At 72.9% G+C, this 13,978-nt stretch carries 9 protein-coding genes and 8 pseudogenes; 6 read left to right on the forward strand and 11 right to left on the reverse strand.

The window, feature by feature from the left end; translation table 11 throughout:
• The 9 genes and pseudogenes from UK94_RS46640 to UK94_RS10210 all read right to left on the reverse strand — a co-directional run.
• A pseudogene (locus UK94_RS46640) lies at window positions 1-307 on the reverse strand (DUF222 domain-containing protein); the annotation flags it as partial.
• 1 nt (window position 308) lies between these two features.
• Window positions 309-1,031 (reverse strand): annotated as a pseudogene (locus UK94_RS46645) (DUF222 domain-containing protein); the annotation flags it as partial.
• Window positions 1,032-1,209: 178 nt separating this feature from the next.
• Window positions 1,210-1,956, reverse strand: coding sequence for a class I SAM-dependent methyltransferase (locus UK94_RS10190; protein WP_011604529.1), 747 nt, complete (start codon window positions 1,954-1,956; stop codon window positions 1,210-1,212).
• 127 nt (window positions 1,957-2,083) lie between these two features.
• A complete protein-coding gene (locus UK94_RS10195; RefSeq protein WP_055749607.1) occupies window positions 2,084-3,031 on the reverse strand; it encodes a PaaI family thioesterase in 948 nt (315 codons plus the stop codon).
• Window positions 3,032-3,038: 7 nt separating this feature from the next.
• The coding region (locus tag UK94_RS46650) for an acyl-CoA dehydrogenase family protein (RefSeq protein WP_268761272.1) at window positions 3,039-3,470 on the reverse strand (432 nt) is incomplete at its 5' end.
• Between the two features lies 1 nt (window position 3,471).
• Window positions 3,472-4,160, reverse strand: a pseudogene (locus UK94_RS46655) (acyl-CoA dehydrogenase family protein); the annotation flags it as partial.
• A 136-nt stretch (window positions 4,161-4,296) separates the two neighbouring features.
• Window positions 4,297-4,602: CoA transferase (locus UK94_RS46660; protein ID WP_235487275.1), on the reverse strand; the 306-nt coding region annotated here is incomplete at its 5' end.
• Between the two features lies 1 nt (window position 4,603).
• A pseudogene (locus UK94_RS10205) lies at window positions 4,604-5,403 on the reverse strand (CaiB/BaiF CoA-transferase family protein); the annotation flags it as partial.
• A gap of 368 nt (window positions 5,404-5,771) precedes the next feature.
• Window positions 5,772-7,376, reverse strand: coding sequence for an NAD(P)/FAD-dependent oxidoreductase (locus UK94_RS10210; RefSeq protein ID WP_235487277.1), 1,605 nt, complete (start codon window positions 7,374-7,376; stop codon window positions 5,772-5,774).
• A gap of 234 nt (window positions 7,377-7,610) precedes the next feature.
• Between UK94_RS10210 and UK94_RS10215 the strand changes: the two genes are divergently transcribed.
• Both UK94_RS10215 and UK94_RS10220 read left to right on the forward strand, forming a co-directional pair.
• The gene (locus tag UK94_RS10215) at window positions 7,611-8,060 is read left to right on the forward strand and encodes a nuclear transport factor 2 family protein (RefSeq protein ID WP_011604536.1); all 450 of its coding nucleotides are present in this window, start codon (window positions 7,611-7,613) and stop codon (window positions 8,058-8,060) included.
• Window positions 8,061-8,272: 212 nt separating this feature from the next.
• Window positions 8,273-9,251: FAD-dependent oxidoreductase (locus UK94_RS10220; protein ID WP_235487279.1), on the forward strand; the 979-nt coding region annotated here is incomplete at its 3' end.
• 574 nt (window positions 9,252-9,825) lie between these two features.
• Here UK94_RS10220 and UK94_RS10225 read toward each other — a convergent pair.
• Together UK94_RS10225 and UK94_RS46670 are read right to left on the reverse strand one after the other, a co-directional pair.
• Window positions 9,826-10,788, reverse strand: a 963-nt coding sequence (locus UK94_RS10225) for an ABC transporter substrate-binding protein (protein ID WP_235487281.1), incomplete at its 5' end; no start/stop codon positions are given.
• Window position 10,789: 1 nt separating this feature from the next.
• Window positions 10,790-11,046 (reverse strand): annotated as a pseudogene (locus tag UK94_RS46670) (branched-chain amino acid ABC transporter substrate-binding protein); the annotation flags it as partial.
• An 845-nt stretch (window positions 11,047-11,891) separates the two neighbouring features.
• Between UK94_RS46670 and UK94_RS46675 the strand changes: the two are divergent.
• The 4 genes and pseudogenes from UK94_RS46675 to UK94_RS46690 all read left to right on the forward strand — a co-directional run.
• On the forward strand, window positions 11,892-12,355 hold a 464-nt coding region (locus tag UK94_RS46675), incomplete at its 3' end, for an AMP-binding protein (protein ID WP_268761273.1).
• 1 nt (window position 12,356) lies between these two features.
• Window positions 12,357-13,120: pseudogene (locus tag UK94_RS46680) on the forward strand (fatty acid--CoA ligase family protein); the annotation flags it as partial.
• A gap of 1 nt (window position 13,121) precedes the next feature.
• Window positions 13,122-13,169: pseudogene (locus tag UK94_RS46685) on the forward strand (hypothetical protein); the annotation flags it as partial.
• A 1-nt stretch (window position 13,170) separates the two neighbouring features.
• Window positions 13,171-13,544: pseudogene (locus UK94_RS46690) on the forward strand (cyclohexanecarboxylate-CoA ligase); the annotation flags it as partial.
• Between the last annotated feature and the right edge of the window lie 434 nt (window positions 13,545-13,978).

The following is a 13,978-nucleotide window of genomic DNA, read 5'->3' on the forward strand; positions in this document are numbered from 1 at the left end:
ACGCTGCTGGGGAGGGGGAGACCCCAACTGGTGGTGGCGGGGGTGGCACCGGTGGCGAGCAGGGTGTTCCAGGGGATGGTGACGGTGAGGTGGGGTCGCACTCCGCCGGATTCGGGTAGTGCGGCGGCGCCGAGGGCGCGGGTGACGAGGTCGATGAGGGCGTCGGCGCGACGGCGGGCGGGGCTGCGCCGGTCAGGGGTGCCGTCGGTGGCGGGGCGGGGTGCGGCGAGGCTGTCGAGGGCGGTGCGGAGCAGGGCGGCGGCTTCGGCGTCGAGTTCGCCGCCGATCAGGGTGGTGCCGGCGGGGGNGTCGGTGAGGGTGAGGCGGCGGATGTCCGCCGGATCCGGACTTGGCTTCTCCCCACCCGGTTCCCCTGTACCACCGTCGCTGACTGGTCCGCCACCGTCTGGTCCGCCACCGTCTGGACCGCCGCTGCCGGGACGGTTGTGTTCGCCGGTGCGGCTGTCGGCGTGGGGGTCGTCGCCGCCGGGGGAGGAGTCGACGGTGGTCAGGGCCTCGCGTTGCCGGGCGGCGATTTTGATCAGTTGGTAGGGGTCGACGGTGCGGGCGAAGCCGAGCAGGGCCTGCTCGGCTTCGATCCGCTGTTCGGGTGTCACTTCAGCGGGCAGGGCGCGCATTGCGTCGCAGACGACGATGGCGTGTTCGATGGTGATGTCTCCTGCGGCCAGGGTAGTTCCGGTGGCCTGGCAGGTGGCGGCGGTGTCGCGGGCGAGGGTCACCTGCCGGCGGGCTTCCCGGGGGGACAGCGCCAACCGGTCGCGGAGCCAGGCGGCGGTGTCGACCGCGCCCTGATGGAGGGCGAAGCCGCGGTCGTGGGCCTCGACGAGCAGCCGGCCCCGGGCGGCGGCGACCCGGCCGACCAGCCGGCACACCCCCTCGATCAGCCCGTCGAGTTCGTCGTCGGCCAGCCGCCAGGTCGCCCCGGCGAGCAGGCCGTCGACCTGCCCGGAGATGACCGCCAGCCGGGCGGGTAACCCCGGGCTGTCGCCGATGTCGTCGTCGATTTCCATGAATCAACGGTAGGACAACAATCGCCGGATGTCGAACACGTGTTCGTTCGCTGTTGGCGGAGCCGACACGGGAACCATCGCGGTGGAGCTCCCCGGAACAGGCGGACGTGCTCGGGACACGGCCGTCCGTCGTGNGGCCCTGGGAGTCGCCGGCGTCCAGGCCGCGGCCGGGCGACGGTCAGTCGCCGGACCGGGTGGCGCGAACCTGGAGGCGGACGTAGTCGACGACGGGTTCGGGCAGGCGGGCGGCGACCGCGTCGACGAAGTCCGCGCGTTCGCCGTGGGGGAGACGGTCGAGATGCGCGCCCAGCACCACCGTCCCCAGACAGGTCCGGAACTGCTCGACCTGTTCGAACCGGGCGGGATCCGGCGTCAGCGTCACCTCGACGTCGGTGAACCCCGCGTCGAGCAGGCGACGAGTCGTGTCGTCGACGCCGGCGAAGTTCCACACCCGCGGCGCGCTCGGCAGCACCTCGTCGAGGGCGTGGACGATGCTGGCGACATTGCCCTGGCCGCCGCATTCGAAGGCGAGCTGGGCCTCCGGCCGCATGACCGCGGCCAGATTCCTGAAGACCGTGTCGTGATCGGGCAGCCAGTGGAAGGCGGCGACGCTGACGACGGCGTCGACCGGGGTGTGGACGGGCAGCGGTTCCAGCAGATCGGCCTGGATCACCTCGACGCGATCGAGGCGGTCGGCGAGCCGGGCGCGTAGCTGCGCGAGCATGGCGGCGGAGCCGTCCAGGGCGATCACGCGCCCGTCGGGCAGCAGGTCGAGCAGGGCGCTGGTGTCCCGCCCGGTGCCGCAACCGGCATCGAGGACCGTCTCGGCGCCGGTCAGGGTGAGCCGACCGAGCGTCTTTCTACCCCAGTACAGATGGGGGAGAGGTAACGAGTCGTAGGTGCGCGCGTCCCACTCGCGAGGCATGACCCCAACAGTAGCCAGGACGACACGACTGGCGGGGCCGTCGCGGTGTCGGTTGCGGCGGCCCCCGCAGCCCCGCCGCGCCGCCGTCCGGCGCCGATGGATGCACCGGGCGGCGGCGCGGTCGGGGTCAGGACGCCGGGGTGCCGCGCTCGCGGGTGATCGTGGACAGGGTGGCGGGCTTGCCGGAGGGGCCGGCCGTCGTCACCCGGTACAGCGAGACCGTGCGGCCGCGGTGGACGAGCTCGGCGGTCGCGGTCACCTCGGTGCGCAGGTCCGCCGGGCGCAGGTAGTTCACCCGGATCGCCGTCGTGCGTTCCGGGACGGCCGGGTCGGCGAGCGCCTCGGTGGCGAGCTCGGCGGTGCAGAACAGCACGCCGCCGTGCACCGTGCCGCCGCCGTTCTCGAACGCCGGGTTGGCGGGCAGGAGGAACCGGCCGACGGCGCCGTCGCGCCCGGGGCCGGCGATGGTCTCGTCCCCGGCGTCGGCCCGGGTCAGGGCCGCCAGCAGCGAATGGTGCGCGGCGGGCGGCAGCATCGCCGGCGCGCCGTCGAGGTAACCTGCCGCCGTGCCCGGGATGCTGACGAAGCGGCAGCGGCCGATGCCGACGACGACCAGCCGGCCGTCGCCGTCGCGGACCTCGCAGCGGGCCGTCCCGCCGGCGGGATCCCGCCCGAGCAGCTCGGCGCTGGCCGTCAGCAGGCCGCCGGACCACGGCGGCGGGGTGACGACGTCGACGGAGAGCTCGGCGGTGACCGAGTGGGAGTTCTCCGGCCGGGCGTCGTAGACCTCCATCCCGATCGCGGAGTCCACCAGGACGCCGAGCGAGCCGATCGTCGCGAGGCCGTCGGGGCCGTCGAGCCACGGGCCGAGCTGCATCGTGACGCGCACGCCGCGCTCGTCGCGGCTCACCTGGCTGAGCCGGAAGCGGCTCTCGGCGTACTCCCGGGCCGGCGGGGACGCGGCGGCCGGCGCGTTCGGCGCGGGCGCGGCGTAGGTGGAGGATTCGGCGCGGGCCGCCGGGACGAGGCCACCTGTCGAGGCGTCGGCGGTCGGTGAGGTTCCGGTCTCGGTCATCGCCGCGTCACCGTAGCAGCTCGCGGGCGATGATCATCTTCTGGACCTCGGAGGCGCCCTCGCCGAGGCGCTTGACCCGCAGGTCGCGGAACCAGCGCTCCAGCGGCATCTCCTTGGACAGGCCGAGCGCGCCGAACATCTGCACGCACCGGTCCAGCACCCGGTAGGCGGCCTCGGTGCCGTACATCTTGCACACCGACGCGTCGACCCTCACGTCCTTGCCGAGGTCGGCGTTCCAGGCCGCCTGGTACATCAGCAGCCGGGCGGCACGCAGCTCCACCTCGCTGTCGGCGATCATCCACTGGATGCCCTGCTTGTCGGCCAGCCGCGAGCCGAAGACCTCGCGCTGCTTGACCCAGTCGATCGCCATCCCCAGCGCCTGCTGGGCGATGCCGATCGGGCCGGCGGCATAGGCGATGCGCCCGGAGACCAGGAACTGNGAGGCCAGGTTGAAGCCCTGGCCCTCCTCGCCGATCCGGTTGGCGACCGGGATCCGGACGTTGTCGAAGTGCAGCTCGTATGGCGCGTAGGAGGTCATCACGTCGATCGGGAACTTGGTCAGCCCCTCGACGTCGTTCGGCAGGATGAAGCAGCTGATCCCGTCGCGCCGACCCGGCTCGCCGGTGCGGGCGTAGAGCACGCCCCAGGCCGCCGACCCGGCGTGGGTCGTCCACATCTTGGTGCCGTTGATGACGTAGTGGTCGCCGTCGCGCTCGGCGCGGCAGCGGATCGCCCGCGCCGGGTCGGAGCCGCCCGACGGCTCGCTGATCGCGGTGAACGCCCGGCCCGCCCTACCCTCGATGATGGGGCGGGCGTACGTCTCGAACTGCTCCTTGGTCGCGGAGAACATCACCGTCGGCGGGTTGCCGCCGAACGCCCCGCAGGCCGGGAAGAACGCGCCCATCCGGCACTTCGCCGCCTCTTCGGCGACGACGACCTGGCCGAGCACGCTCAGCCCCGCGCCGCCGAACTCCGCCGGGGTCTGCAGCGCCCACAGGTCCGCCGCGCGGGCCTTGGCCTGCAGGGGCCCCAGCAACTCGGGCGGCAGGCCGGCCGCGTCGTGGGGGAGTGTGTCCTCCAGCGGGCGGACCTCGGTCTCCATGAAGCGGCGCACCGTGTCGGCGAGCATCCGGAACTCGTCCGGGAGCTCCCAGGCACCGGTGGGGAACGTGTCGGAGCCGCTGGACGGCGTTGCCGTTACGGACACGGCGCCTCCTTCGTTGTCTGGTCGAGATCGAGATTGTGGTCGGGGGCGCGGCGGGAGATCAGGTCCACCCGGCGAGGACCTCGGCCACGGTGACCGCGGTGCGCGGCGGGACCCGCGGCGCGGCGGGGACGCTGCGCGAGAACCGCGGCGCGGGGGCGGGTTGCGTCACGCCGGCGACGTCGATCAGGACCTCTCGGGCGGCCATGTGCGGGTGCGCGGTGGCCTCGTCGAAGTCCAGCACCGGGGTGACGCAGGCGTCGAGGGGGTCGAACACGGCCGCCCACTCGTCGCGGGTGCGCCCGGCGAAGGCCTTGGTGAACGCCTCGCGCAGCTCCGGCCAGCGGGCCCGGTCGTCCTGGCCGGGNAGCGTGGCCGGGTCGAGGCCGAGACCGGTGACGAACGTGGCGTAGAAGCGGGGCTCGAGCGCGCCGACGGCCATGTAGCGCCCGTCGGCGGTGGCGTAGACATCGTAGAACGGCGCGCCGGTGTCGAGGCGGTTGGAACCGCGCTCGTCGTTCCAGCGGCCCCGCCCGCGCAGCCCCCAGACCATGTGCGCGAGCAGACTCGCGCCGTCGACGATGGCCGCGTCGATGACCTGGCCGCGCCCCGAGCGCTCCCGCTCGACCAGCGCGGCGAGGATGCCCACCACCAGGTAGGTCGAGCCGCCGCCGAAGTCGCCGACCAGGTTCAGTGGCGGCAGCGGCGGCTCGCCGGCGCGGCCGACGGCGTTGAGCACGCCGGTGATCGACAGGTAGTTGATGTCGTGGCCGACCCGGTCCGCCAGCGGTCCCTGCTGGCCCCAGCCGGTCATCCGCCCGTAGACCAGCCGCGGGTTGCGCCGCGCGCAGTCGTCGGGGCCGAGGCCGAGGCGCTCGGTGACGCCGGGACGGAAGCCCTCGATCAGCACGTCGGCGCCGGCGATCAGGTCCAGCACGCCGTCGCGGGAGGCGGGATCGCCCAGGTCGGCCTCGACGAGGCGGCGCCCGCGCTGCACCGGCTCGGCCGGCACGCCCGGCGCCGGCACGGACCCCGGCCGGGCCACCCGGACCACGTCCGCGCCCAGGTCGGCGAGCATCATCGCCGCGTGCGGGCCGGGACCGATCCCGGCGAGCTCGACTACCCGGATGCCGGCGAGTGGGCCCGCGGCGCTCGTCCCTTCGGGCAACGCCCGTCCCTCCTCCTGGTTCCCGCCCGTGCGCCGGGCGCCGGAAGGGATCGTCGCGCCGGCCTTCGCCGGGCGGGGTCTGGGTTCAGGTGGGCTCAGTCGAGCTCATCTGACACCATGTTTATAGCATCGGTGCCCCGTTGCAGGCATTTTATGATCTTCAATGGGCCATGGTTCTGGCATCTTCGTCGGCCGCCGAGGCGTAGCCGGTTGCGGGGCGCTTCGCGGGTCGGCGGCGGATGCGTGGGAGAGCGCCTCCATGGCTCTTCCACAGGGTTCGACCGTCCGATTTATCCCTGAGGAAGAGACAGGTAGCGCCGCTCCCAGGCACCTCGCCGCGCGGGGGCGGGGGTGNCAGACCGGGCTGGCTAGGCGCTGAGGGTGAAGCCGGTGTAGCCCTCCGCGGCGACGGCGGCGCAGCGCTTGTGGTAGCGGCCGACCCCGCCGACGTAGGGCATGAAAACCCGCGGCCGGCCCGGGATGTTGGCCCCCAGGTACCAGGAGTTCGCCTGCGGGTAGAGCGTGCGCGCGGCGGCCTCGTTGACGTGCGCGACCCAGTCCTCCTCGGCGGCGGGGTCCGCCTCGATGGTGGCCAGGCCGCGGGCGTCGAGGTAGGCCAGGCAGTCGCCGATCCAGTCGACGTGCTGCTCCAGGGAGACGAAGGCGTTGGAGATCACCGAGGGGCTCCCGGGGCCCGCCACGACGAACAGGTTCGGGAACCCGCTTATCCCCAGGCCCAGGTAGGTGCGCGGTCCGTGCGCCCAGTGGTCGGCGAGCCGGCGCCCGCCGCGGCCGCGGATGTCCATCGCCAGCAGTGCCCCGGTCATCGCGTGGAAGCCGGTGGCGTAGACGAGGGTGTCCAGCTCGTGTACCCGCCCGCCGGTCCGCACCCCGGTCTCGGTGATCTCGGTGATCGGGTCGCGGCGGACGTCGACGAGGGTGACGTTGTCGCGGTTGAACGTGTCGTAGTAGTCGGTGTCGACGCAGATCCGCTTGGTGCCGATCGGGTGGTCGGTCGGCGTCAGCGTCGCGGCGACCTGGGGGTCGTGCACGATCTGACGGATCTTGTCGCGGACGTAGTCGGCGGCGAGGTCGTTGGCCGCCGGATCGAAGATGAGGTCGTCGAAGGCGGCCATGTACTCGAAGCCGCCCAGCCCCCAACGCGCGGAGAACTCCCGGTCGCGCTCCTCGGCCGAGGCGGTGAGGGCGTGGACGCGGTTCTGGCGCAGCAGCATCCCGCCGAACGAACGCCGGGCCCGCTCGCGGTACTCGCTGTAGTGCGCCTTGCGCTCGCGGGCCAGCTCCGGGTCCAGCGGCACGTTGAACCCCTGGACGCTGAAGTTCGCGCTGCGCTGGAACACGGTCAGATGGCCCGCGACCCGGGCGATGAGCGGGATGCACTGGATGCCCGAGGCGCCGGTGCCGACCACTCCCACCCGCTGGCCGGCCAGGTCGACCTCCTCGTCCGGCCAGGTCGCGGTGTGCAGGACGCGCCCGGCGAAGCGGTCGGCCCCCGGGATGTCGGGGATGTTGGGCACGGACAGGCACCCGGTCGCCATCACGCAGAACCGGGCGCGGACCCGCTGACCGCGGTCGGTGGTGACCCGCCAGCGTCCGTCGGCCTCGTCGAACGTCACCGACGCGATCCGGGTGGCGAACTCGATGTCGCGGCGCAGGTCGAAGCGGTCGGCCACGTGGCGGGCGTAGGCGAGCATCTCCGGCTGCTCGGGGAAGCGCCGGCTCCACTGCCAGTCCTGCTGGAGCTCCTCGGAGAAGGAGTAGGAGTACTCCAGGCTCTCGATGTCGCAGCGGGCGCCCGGGTAGCGGTTCCAGTACCACGTGCCGCCGACGTCGTCGGCCGCGTCGTACGCCCGCACCCGCAGCCCCTGCCCGCGCAGGCGGTGCACCGCGTACATGCCGGCGAAGCCCGCGCCGACGATCAGAACGTCGAGATCCTCGTCATGCACCAGCACCACAGTCCTCCACCCTGACCAGATCCGGACGCTAGCCCGAATCTGACGGTCACGTCAACGAGTGTGGCCGGGTGGACGGGCGGATGGCAAACCTGCGCAGGTGCCCTGCGGCCGTGGCAGGCTAGGGGGCATCTGACGTGCTGTTCACGCCAGTTGTCGCGCAGCCTCCCGCGCTCCGGCTCGGCCCGCGGCACCGCGTCCCCGTTCCCGCCGCCGTCCCGATCGGAGATCCCCATGGACAACGCTGAGCTGCGAACCCGCGTCGGCGCCGCCCACCTGCTGGCGTCCTACACGTACTTCGCCGACTCCGGCCGGCTCGGGCCGCTGGTCGACCTCTTCCTGCCCGACGCGGTGTTCCGAATCGACGACGACACCAACGTCGGCCGGGACGCGATCGAAGCCTACTTCCGCAGCGCGGGGGAGAGCTTCCGCTCCGTCGACATCCTCCCGGGCCGCCATCACCTCAGCTCGGTCTACATCGACCCCCGCCCCGAGGGCGGCGCCGCCACGTACGCCTGCTTCCAGTTCGTCGGCGTCCGCGGGGCGGACCACTGGGGCACCTACCGCGACGAGGTCGTCGAGGTCGACGGCACGTGGCGGTTCGCCCGCCGCCGCGTGACCGTCGAGGGCTTCGCCGCGGACTCGCCGCTGGTGCCCGCCGGCCGCCAGGCCTCGGGTGCCTGACCGCGACGCCGGCGCCGGCACCCGACGCGCCGACACCCGACGCGCCGACACGGGCGGTTCGAGCCGATCGGTCGACCCGCCGGCCGGTGTCATCGGAGGATCGTGCGTGTGATCCGTCCAGTGGCACGCGTCGGCCGGTCGAGGGCGTGTCCGTGCGGTCGCCCGGTGGGGATCTGGCCGGGTGGCCGCCGTCCGTCAGAAGGAGTCGCCGTATGGCCGATGATGCCGTGAACGCCCCCCTGACCGTTGCCGTGATCGGTTCCGGTCCGGCGGGCTTCTACACCGCGGGAGCGTTGCTGGAGCAGTCCGGCGTCCCGGTCCGGGTGGACCTCTACGAGCGGCTGGCCACGCCGTGGGGCCTGGTGCGGGCCGGGGTGGCGCCGGACCATCCGAAGATCAAGGCGGTGTCGTCGGTGTACGCGGCGACCGCGGCCGACGAGCGCTTCCGCTTCTTCGGCAACGTCGAGGTGGGCCGGCACGTCTCCCGCGAGGAGCTGGTCGAGCGCTACGACGCGGTGGTGTACACGGTGGGCGCGCAGGGCGAGCGGCGCCTGGGCATCCCCGGCGAGGACCTGCCGGGCAGCGTGCCCGCGGTGGACGTCGTCGGCTGGTACAACGGCCATCCCGACTTCGCCGACCGGGCACCCGACCTGTCCGGCCGGCGCGCGGTGGTGATCGGTGCGGGCAACGTCGCGCTCGACGTGGCGCGGATCCTGTGCTCCCCGGTCGAGCGGCTGGCCGCGACCGACATCGCCGACCACGCCCTCGACGCCCTGCGCGCCAGCGCCATCGAGCAGGTCGTGGTGGTGGGCCGTCGCGGGCCGGCACAGGCGGCGTTCACCACCGCCGAGCTGCGCGAGCTGCCGGAGTTCACCGGGGCGGCGGTGGACGTCGACCCGGCGGAGGTCGCCGAGCAGCCCGGCGAGGAGAAACTGTCGCGGCTGATCCGACGCAACCTGGCCGTACTGCGCGACTACGCCGCAGCCCTGCCGTCGCAGGCGTCCGAGGTGTCGCAGGCGTCCCAGCCGGCCGGGGGGACCCGGCGGATGGCGCTGCGGTTCCTGCGGTCCCCGGTGGAGATCCGTGGGGAGGGCAGGGTCGCCGAGGTGGTGTTCGCCCGCAACCGGCTGGAGGTGGACGCCGAGGGCTGGGTCAGCGCCGTCGACACCGGCGAGCGGGAGGTGTTCCCGGNCGACCTGGTGGTCCGGGCGGTGGGCTACAAGGGCCTGCCGCTGGTGGGCCTGCCGTTCGACGATCGCCGCNGGATCATCCCCAACGACGCCGGGCGGGTCGCCGGGACGGAGCGCGAGTACGTCGCCGGCTGGATCAAGCGCGGCCCGACCGGGATCATCGGGACGAACCGCAAGTGCGCCGTGGAGACGGTCGCCACGCTGCTGGCCGACGTCGCCGACGGCCGGCTGGCCCGCCGCCCGCGGGCCGGCGGCGTCGATCCGGTCGGCGAGGACGCGTCCTGGCTGCGCGAGCACCAGCCCGACCTGGTGACGGAGGCCGGCTGGCGGCTCATCGACGCGGCGGAGCGGGCGTCCGGCGAGCCGGCGGGCCGCCCGCGGGTGAAGCTGACCACGCTCGACGCGCTCGTCGACACCGCACTCAGCCGCACCCGCACCCTGACCGGCTGACCGGCTGACGGCGGACTGGCTGACCTGGCTGCCGGTCCGGTCCCGCCGTGCGACGGCGGGACCGGACCGGCAGCGGAGCGGGGTGGGGTGGAGCGGGGGCGATCAGCGGCGGATCGCGCCCGGGATCAGTTCTCCACGCAGACGGGCTTGTCCCCCTTGGGGGTCGTCAGCTTGCCGCCCACGACCTTGGCGTACCAGTTGCAGGCGCCGACCTTGCTGGGCTGGCCCTTCGCGAACGTCAGCGGCGGCGACCACTCGCCGAGGGACTGGCCGTTCAGCGCGTACAGGCCGTCGAGGATCTCGGCGCTGGTCGGCGTCGCGGAGACGTTCTTCGCCGCGGCGGCGAAGAACAGCCCCGCCTGCCAGCCGCGGCTGGCGAAGCCGTCCGGGTCGTTCTTCGTGTACTGCTTCAGGGCGGCCTTGAAATCGGCCAGGTAGGGCTTGTCGCCGAACCACAGCGGGGCCCCGGAGGTCAGCCATGCGCCCTCGCTGGCCGGCTGGATGAGGTTGGGCTGGAACACGCCGCCGGAGAACACGTAGGTCGGCTGGTAGCGCTGCGTCGAGCAGTCCTTGATGAGCCGCTCGGTGACCTGGGCGGGCACGTTCGTGATGACGGCCTTCACGCCCGCGCTGCGCAGCGACAGGCACTGCGAGGTGTAGTTCGGCGCCGAGGCCGAGGCGGTCTGCACACCCGCCGAGGCGATCCCGAGGCGGGCGGAGATGCCGGAGATCAGGCCGTTGGCCTCCGCGCACGCGGCCTGCTCGGCGCAGACGACGGTGCCGAACTTCGGCGAGCCGGCGAGCTTCACGCTGTACACCTCGCCGGTGAGGTACTCGACCGAGTTGGAGGTCGCGGCGAAGAACATCGGCGACTTGCCGTACTGGGCCGTCGTGGTGATCCCGCCGATGACGGGGATGTTGTGCTGCTCGACGTAGCTGCGCCAGGAGCCGTCGGTGGCGCCGGCGAAGTTGCCGACGAGGGCGAGGACCTTGTCCTGCTCGACGAGCTGGTGGACGGCGGCGATCGACTTGGTCGGGTCGCCCTGGTCGTCCCGGCTGATCACCTCGACCGGGTGGCCGGCGATGCCNCCGTGCGCGTTCACCCACTTCGACCAGGCGACGAGGGCGTCGAGCCCGCGCTGGTTCTGCGGGCCGAAGGCGCCGCTGTACAGGCCGACGTTACCGATCTTCAACGGTGTTCCGGTGGGTGCCGCCGTGGCGTTGGCGGGCGGGGCGTCGGCTTTCGCCCCACCATCGCTGCTGCCCCCACAGGCCGACACGGTGAGTAATAAAGCGGCGAAGGCTGCGATACAGCCGGACAGGGTCCGTCGTCGCCTCGGTGCCATCGGTGTATCCCCTTGTCAGGTGTGCTCGACCGGCGGCGCCGACGCGCGGTCGGAGTGCGACCGGTCGATCGCCGTGATGAATTGTCAATGCGGGCGGGATGGCGGTTGCCAGCTCGCGTGGAGACCCTGAATCCCCGCCGATCCGCCCGCGGGAGCCGCATCTTCCCGCCTGGGCGTTCTGACGTCAATGTCACACCCGGGTGGGGTTGTGGGCACGCTACCGCCGGGGGCGCCGCCGGCCGGACGGGGCCCGCCGGGCGGCCTCCGGCGGGACGCGAGGGCCCGGCTAACCAGAGGGACAGGTGCCGTCACCTGGCAGATCGACCACCCGGCCGGCATCGGCGTGCAGTCCGGACCCGACCAGGCGGCGGGTTGGGCCGCTCGGCCGTGCGGCGACGTCGAAAAGGCGGCCCGGGGCCGGGAATGACTGCGTATAATCTCGCCGTTCTGGCGGCGGAGTATCGTATTTCGCGGCGCGCTATTCGCGCTGGCGGGTATCGTGGGCCGCTTCCCGGACCTGGTGTCGCGGCTCGGCGCGGCTCGGTCTGGGGTGGCCTCGGCGCGAAGACGGTGGTGAATCGACGTCACGGAACGGAATGCGGCGCGGGTTCGGGGATATGCCCGTTTTCGGCCCCGCGTGCTCCCGGCTACCGCCATCTTGTAATTACTGAGAGTAGTTTTCGGGGTGGCGGCGCGGGCGGCGCGGGCAGGCCGGCGCCGCACCTTTCCCGATCCTTCTGATTGCTGTAGACACAGTGTCAGACGCTGCAGAGTCAGATGCTGCGGTGGTGCGGCGTCGCGCGGGCTGTGCCGTGAGAGGTCCGGACGGTTGGGAGGCNAGGTCGATGAGCTCTGCTGACGCGTCGCTGCGGCAGTGGTGGGAGCTGGTGGAAGCGCGGGCCGCGGCAACGCCGGACCTGCCGATGCTGGTGGACAACCACGACCGCCGGATCAGCTTCGGCGAGTTCCGCGAGCTGGCCCTGCGGGTCGCCGCCGGCCTGGCCGCGACGGGGGTCGGCGCCGGCACCCAGGTGAGCTGGCAGCTGCCGACCACCATCGAAAGCGCGGTGCTGATGAGCGCGCTGTCCCGCCTGGGCGCGGTGCAGAACCCGATCATCCCCCTGCTGCGCGAGGCCGAGGTCGACTTCATCGTCGAGCAGCTCGGCACGACCCTGCTGATCGTCCCGGCGGTGTTCCGTGGCTACGACTACCGGCCGATGGCCGAGACCATCGCGGCCCGGCGCGGCCTGCGCACGATGGTCTGCGATCCCTGGCTGCCGCCAGACCCGGCGACGGCGCGGCTGACCGGNCCGCCGGTCGACACGGACTGGTTCGGCGACTTCCCGCTGCCGCTCGGGGACCCCGCCACCCTGCCCCCGCCGCCCCCGCCGCCCACCGGCGACGCCGACGCCGACGTGCGTTGGGTGTTCTACTCCTCGGGTACCACGGGCTTCCCCAAGGGAGCGCGCCACACCGACGCCTCCGTCATCGCGGGGTCGAACTCGATGGTGTCCCAGCTCGGGTTCGACGAGACCGACGTCGCCTCGATCGCCTTCCCGATCGCCCACATCGGCGGGTCGAGCGTGCTGTCGCTGGGCCTGCGGACGGCCTGCAAGGTCGTGCTCGTCGACATCTTCGACCCCCGCACGGCCCCGCTGGCCCTGGCGCGGCACGGCTCGACGATGCTCGGCAGCGCCGCGCCGCACTTCCACGCCTACTTCAACGCCCAGGCCGCCTACAACGCCCAGCGCGCCGACGGCGACGGCCCGGAGCCGCTGTTCGCCCGGCTGCGGTTCTTCATGGCCGGCGGGGCGCCGAGCGAGCCCGGAATGCACGACCGCGCCATCGCGGAACTCGGCGGCGACGGCCTGATGAACGGCTGGGGCCTGACCGAGTTCCCGATGGCCGGCTACCCGTCGCCCGGCGATCCGCCCGAGCGGCTGCGCACCGCCGCGGGCCGCCCGGGCCCCGGTGTGCGCATCAGCGTCCGCGACCCCGACGGCACGGAGGTCCCGCGGGGCGAGGAGGGCGAGCTGTGCATCGCCGGCCCGCAGCTGTTCGCCGGCTACGTCGANGCCTCCCTCGACGCCGAGGCCTTCACCCCCGACGGCTACTTCCACACCNGTGACCTGGGCATCCACCACCCCGAGGGCTGGCTGTACATCACCGGGCGGCTCAAGGACGTCATCGTCCGCAACGCCGAGAACATCTCCGCGCTGGAGGTGGAGAACGTCCTGCTGACCCATCCCGGCATCGCCGAGGTCGCCGTCGTCGGGCTGCCCGATCTGCGCACCGGCGAGCGGTGCGCCGCGTTCGTGGTGCAGGCCGAGGGCGCGGGCCCGCTCACCCTGCCCGACCTGGCCGCCTTCTGCCGCGAGAAGGGCCTGGCCGTCTACAAGACGCCCGAACGGCTGGAGCTGCTCGACGCCATCCCCCGCAACGCGATGGGCAAGGCGCTCAAGAAGCAGCTACGCGAGTCCGTCACCGCCACCGCCTGACCTCGACGGCTCGACAGCTGAGTCCCGCCCGCGGATTCCGCGCCCAAGTCAGCCCCCGGACTCGCGTGTGGCTGTTCCGCGGAACACCATGATCGTTTCCTGCTGTCGAGGTCAGGGCGGGGCGCGGTTCTGGCACCGGATGGGTTCCGTCCCGCCGCGGGCTCCACGCCCGTGCCGTGCCGGTGTTGCTGCCGGGCCGGGGCGGGACTCTGCTCCGGACATGATCGGCGGGGTCCGGCCTGCGGTCCGGCGGTGCGGGCGGTTCCGCGGAACACCATGATCATATTCTGGGTTCGGGGTCGGCTGGGGTTTCGGCTGCGCCGCCGGGTGTGGGCTTCCGGCGTCGCACCCCGCCATGGTTGATCTTGGGTTGGGTTTTTGTCGGTGGTGGGTGGGACGATCGTCGTGTCCGTTGATCGATGACACCTCTGGCC

Source organism: Frankia sp. AvcI1, assembly GCF_001420875.1.
Taxonomy (GTDB): domain Bacteria; phylum Actinomycetota; class Actinomycetes; order Frankiales; family Frankiaceae; genus Frankia; species Frankia alni.

Bases quoted from the DNA above. Each gene is read 5' to 3' on its own strand.
- UK94_RS10190 (WP_011604529.1), bottom strand. From the start codon at position 1,956: ATGCCTCGCGAGTGGGACGCGCGCACCTACGACTCGTTACCTCTCCCC.
- UK94_RS10195 (WP_055749607.1), bottom strand. From the start codon at position 3,031: ATGACCGAGACCGGAACCTCACCGACCGCCGACGCCTCGACAGGTGGC.
- UK94_RS10215 (WP_011604536.1), top strand. From the start codon at position 7,611: ATGGACAACGCTGAGCTGCGAACCCGCGTCGGCGCCGCCCACCTGCTG.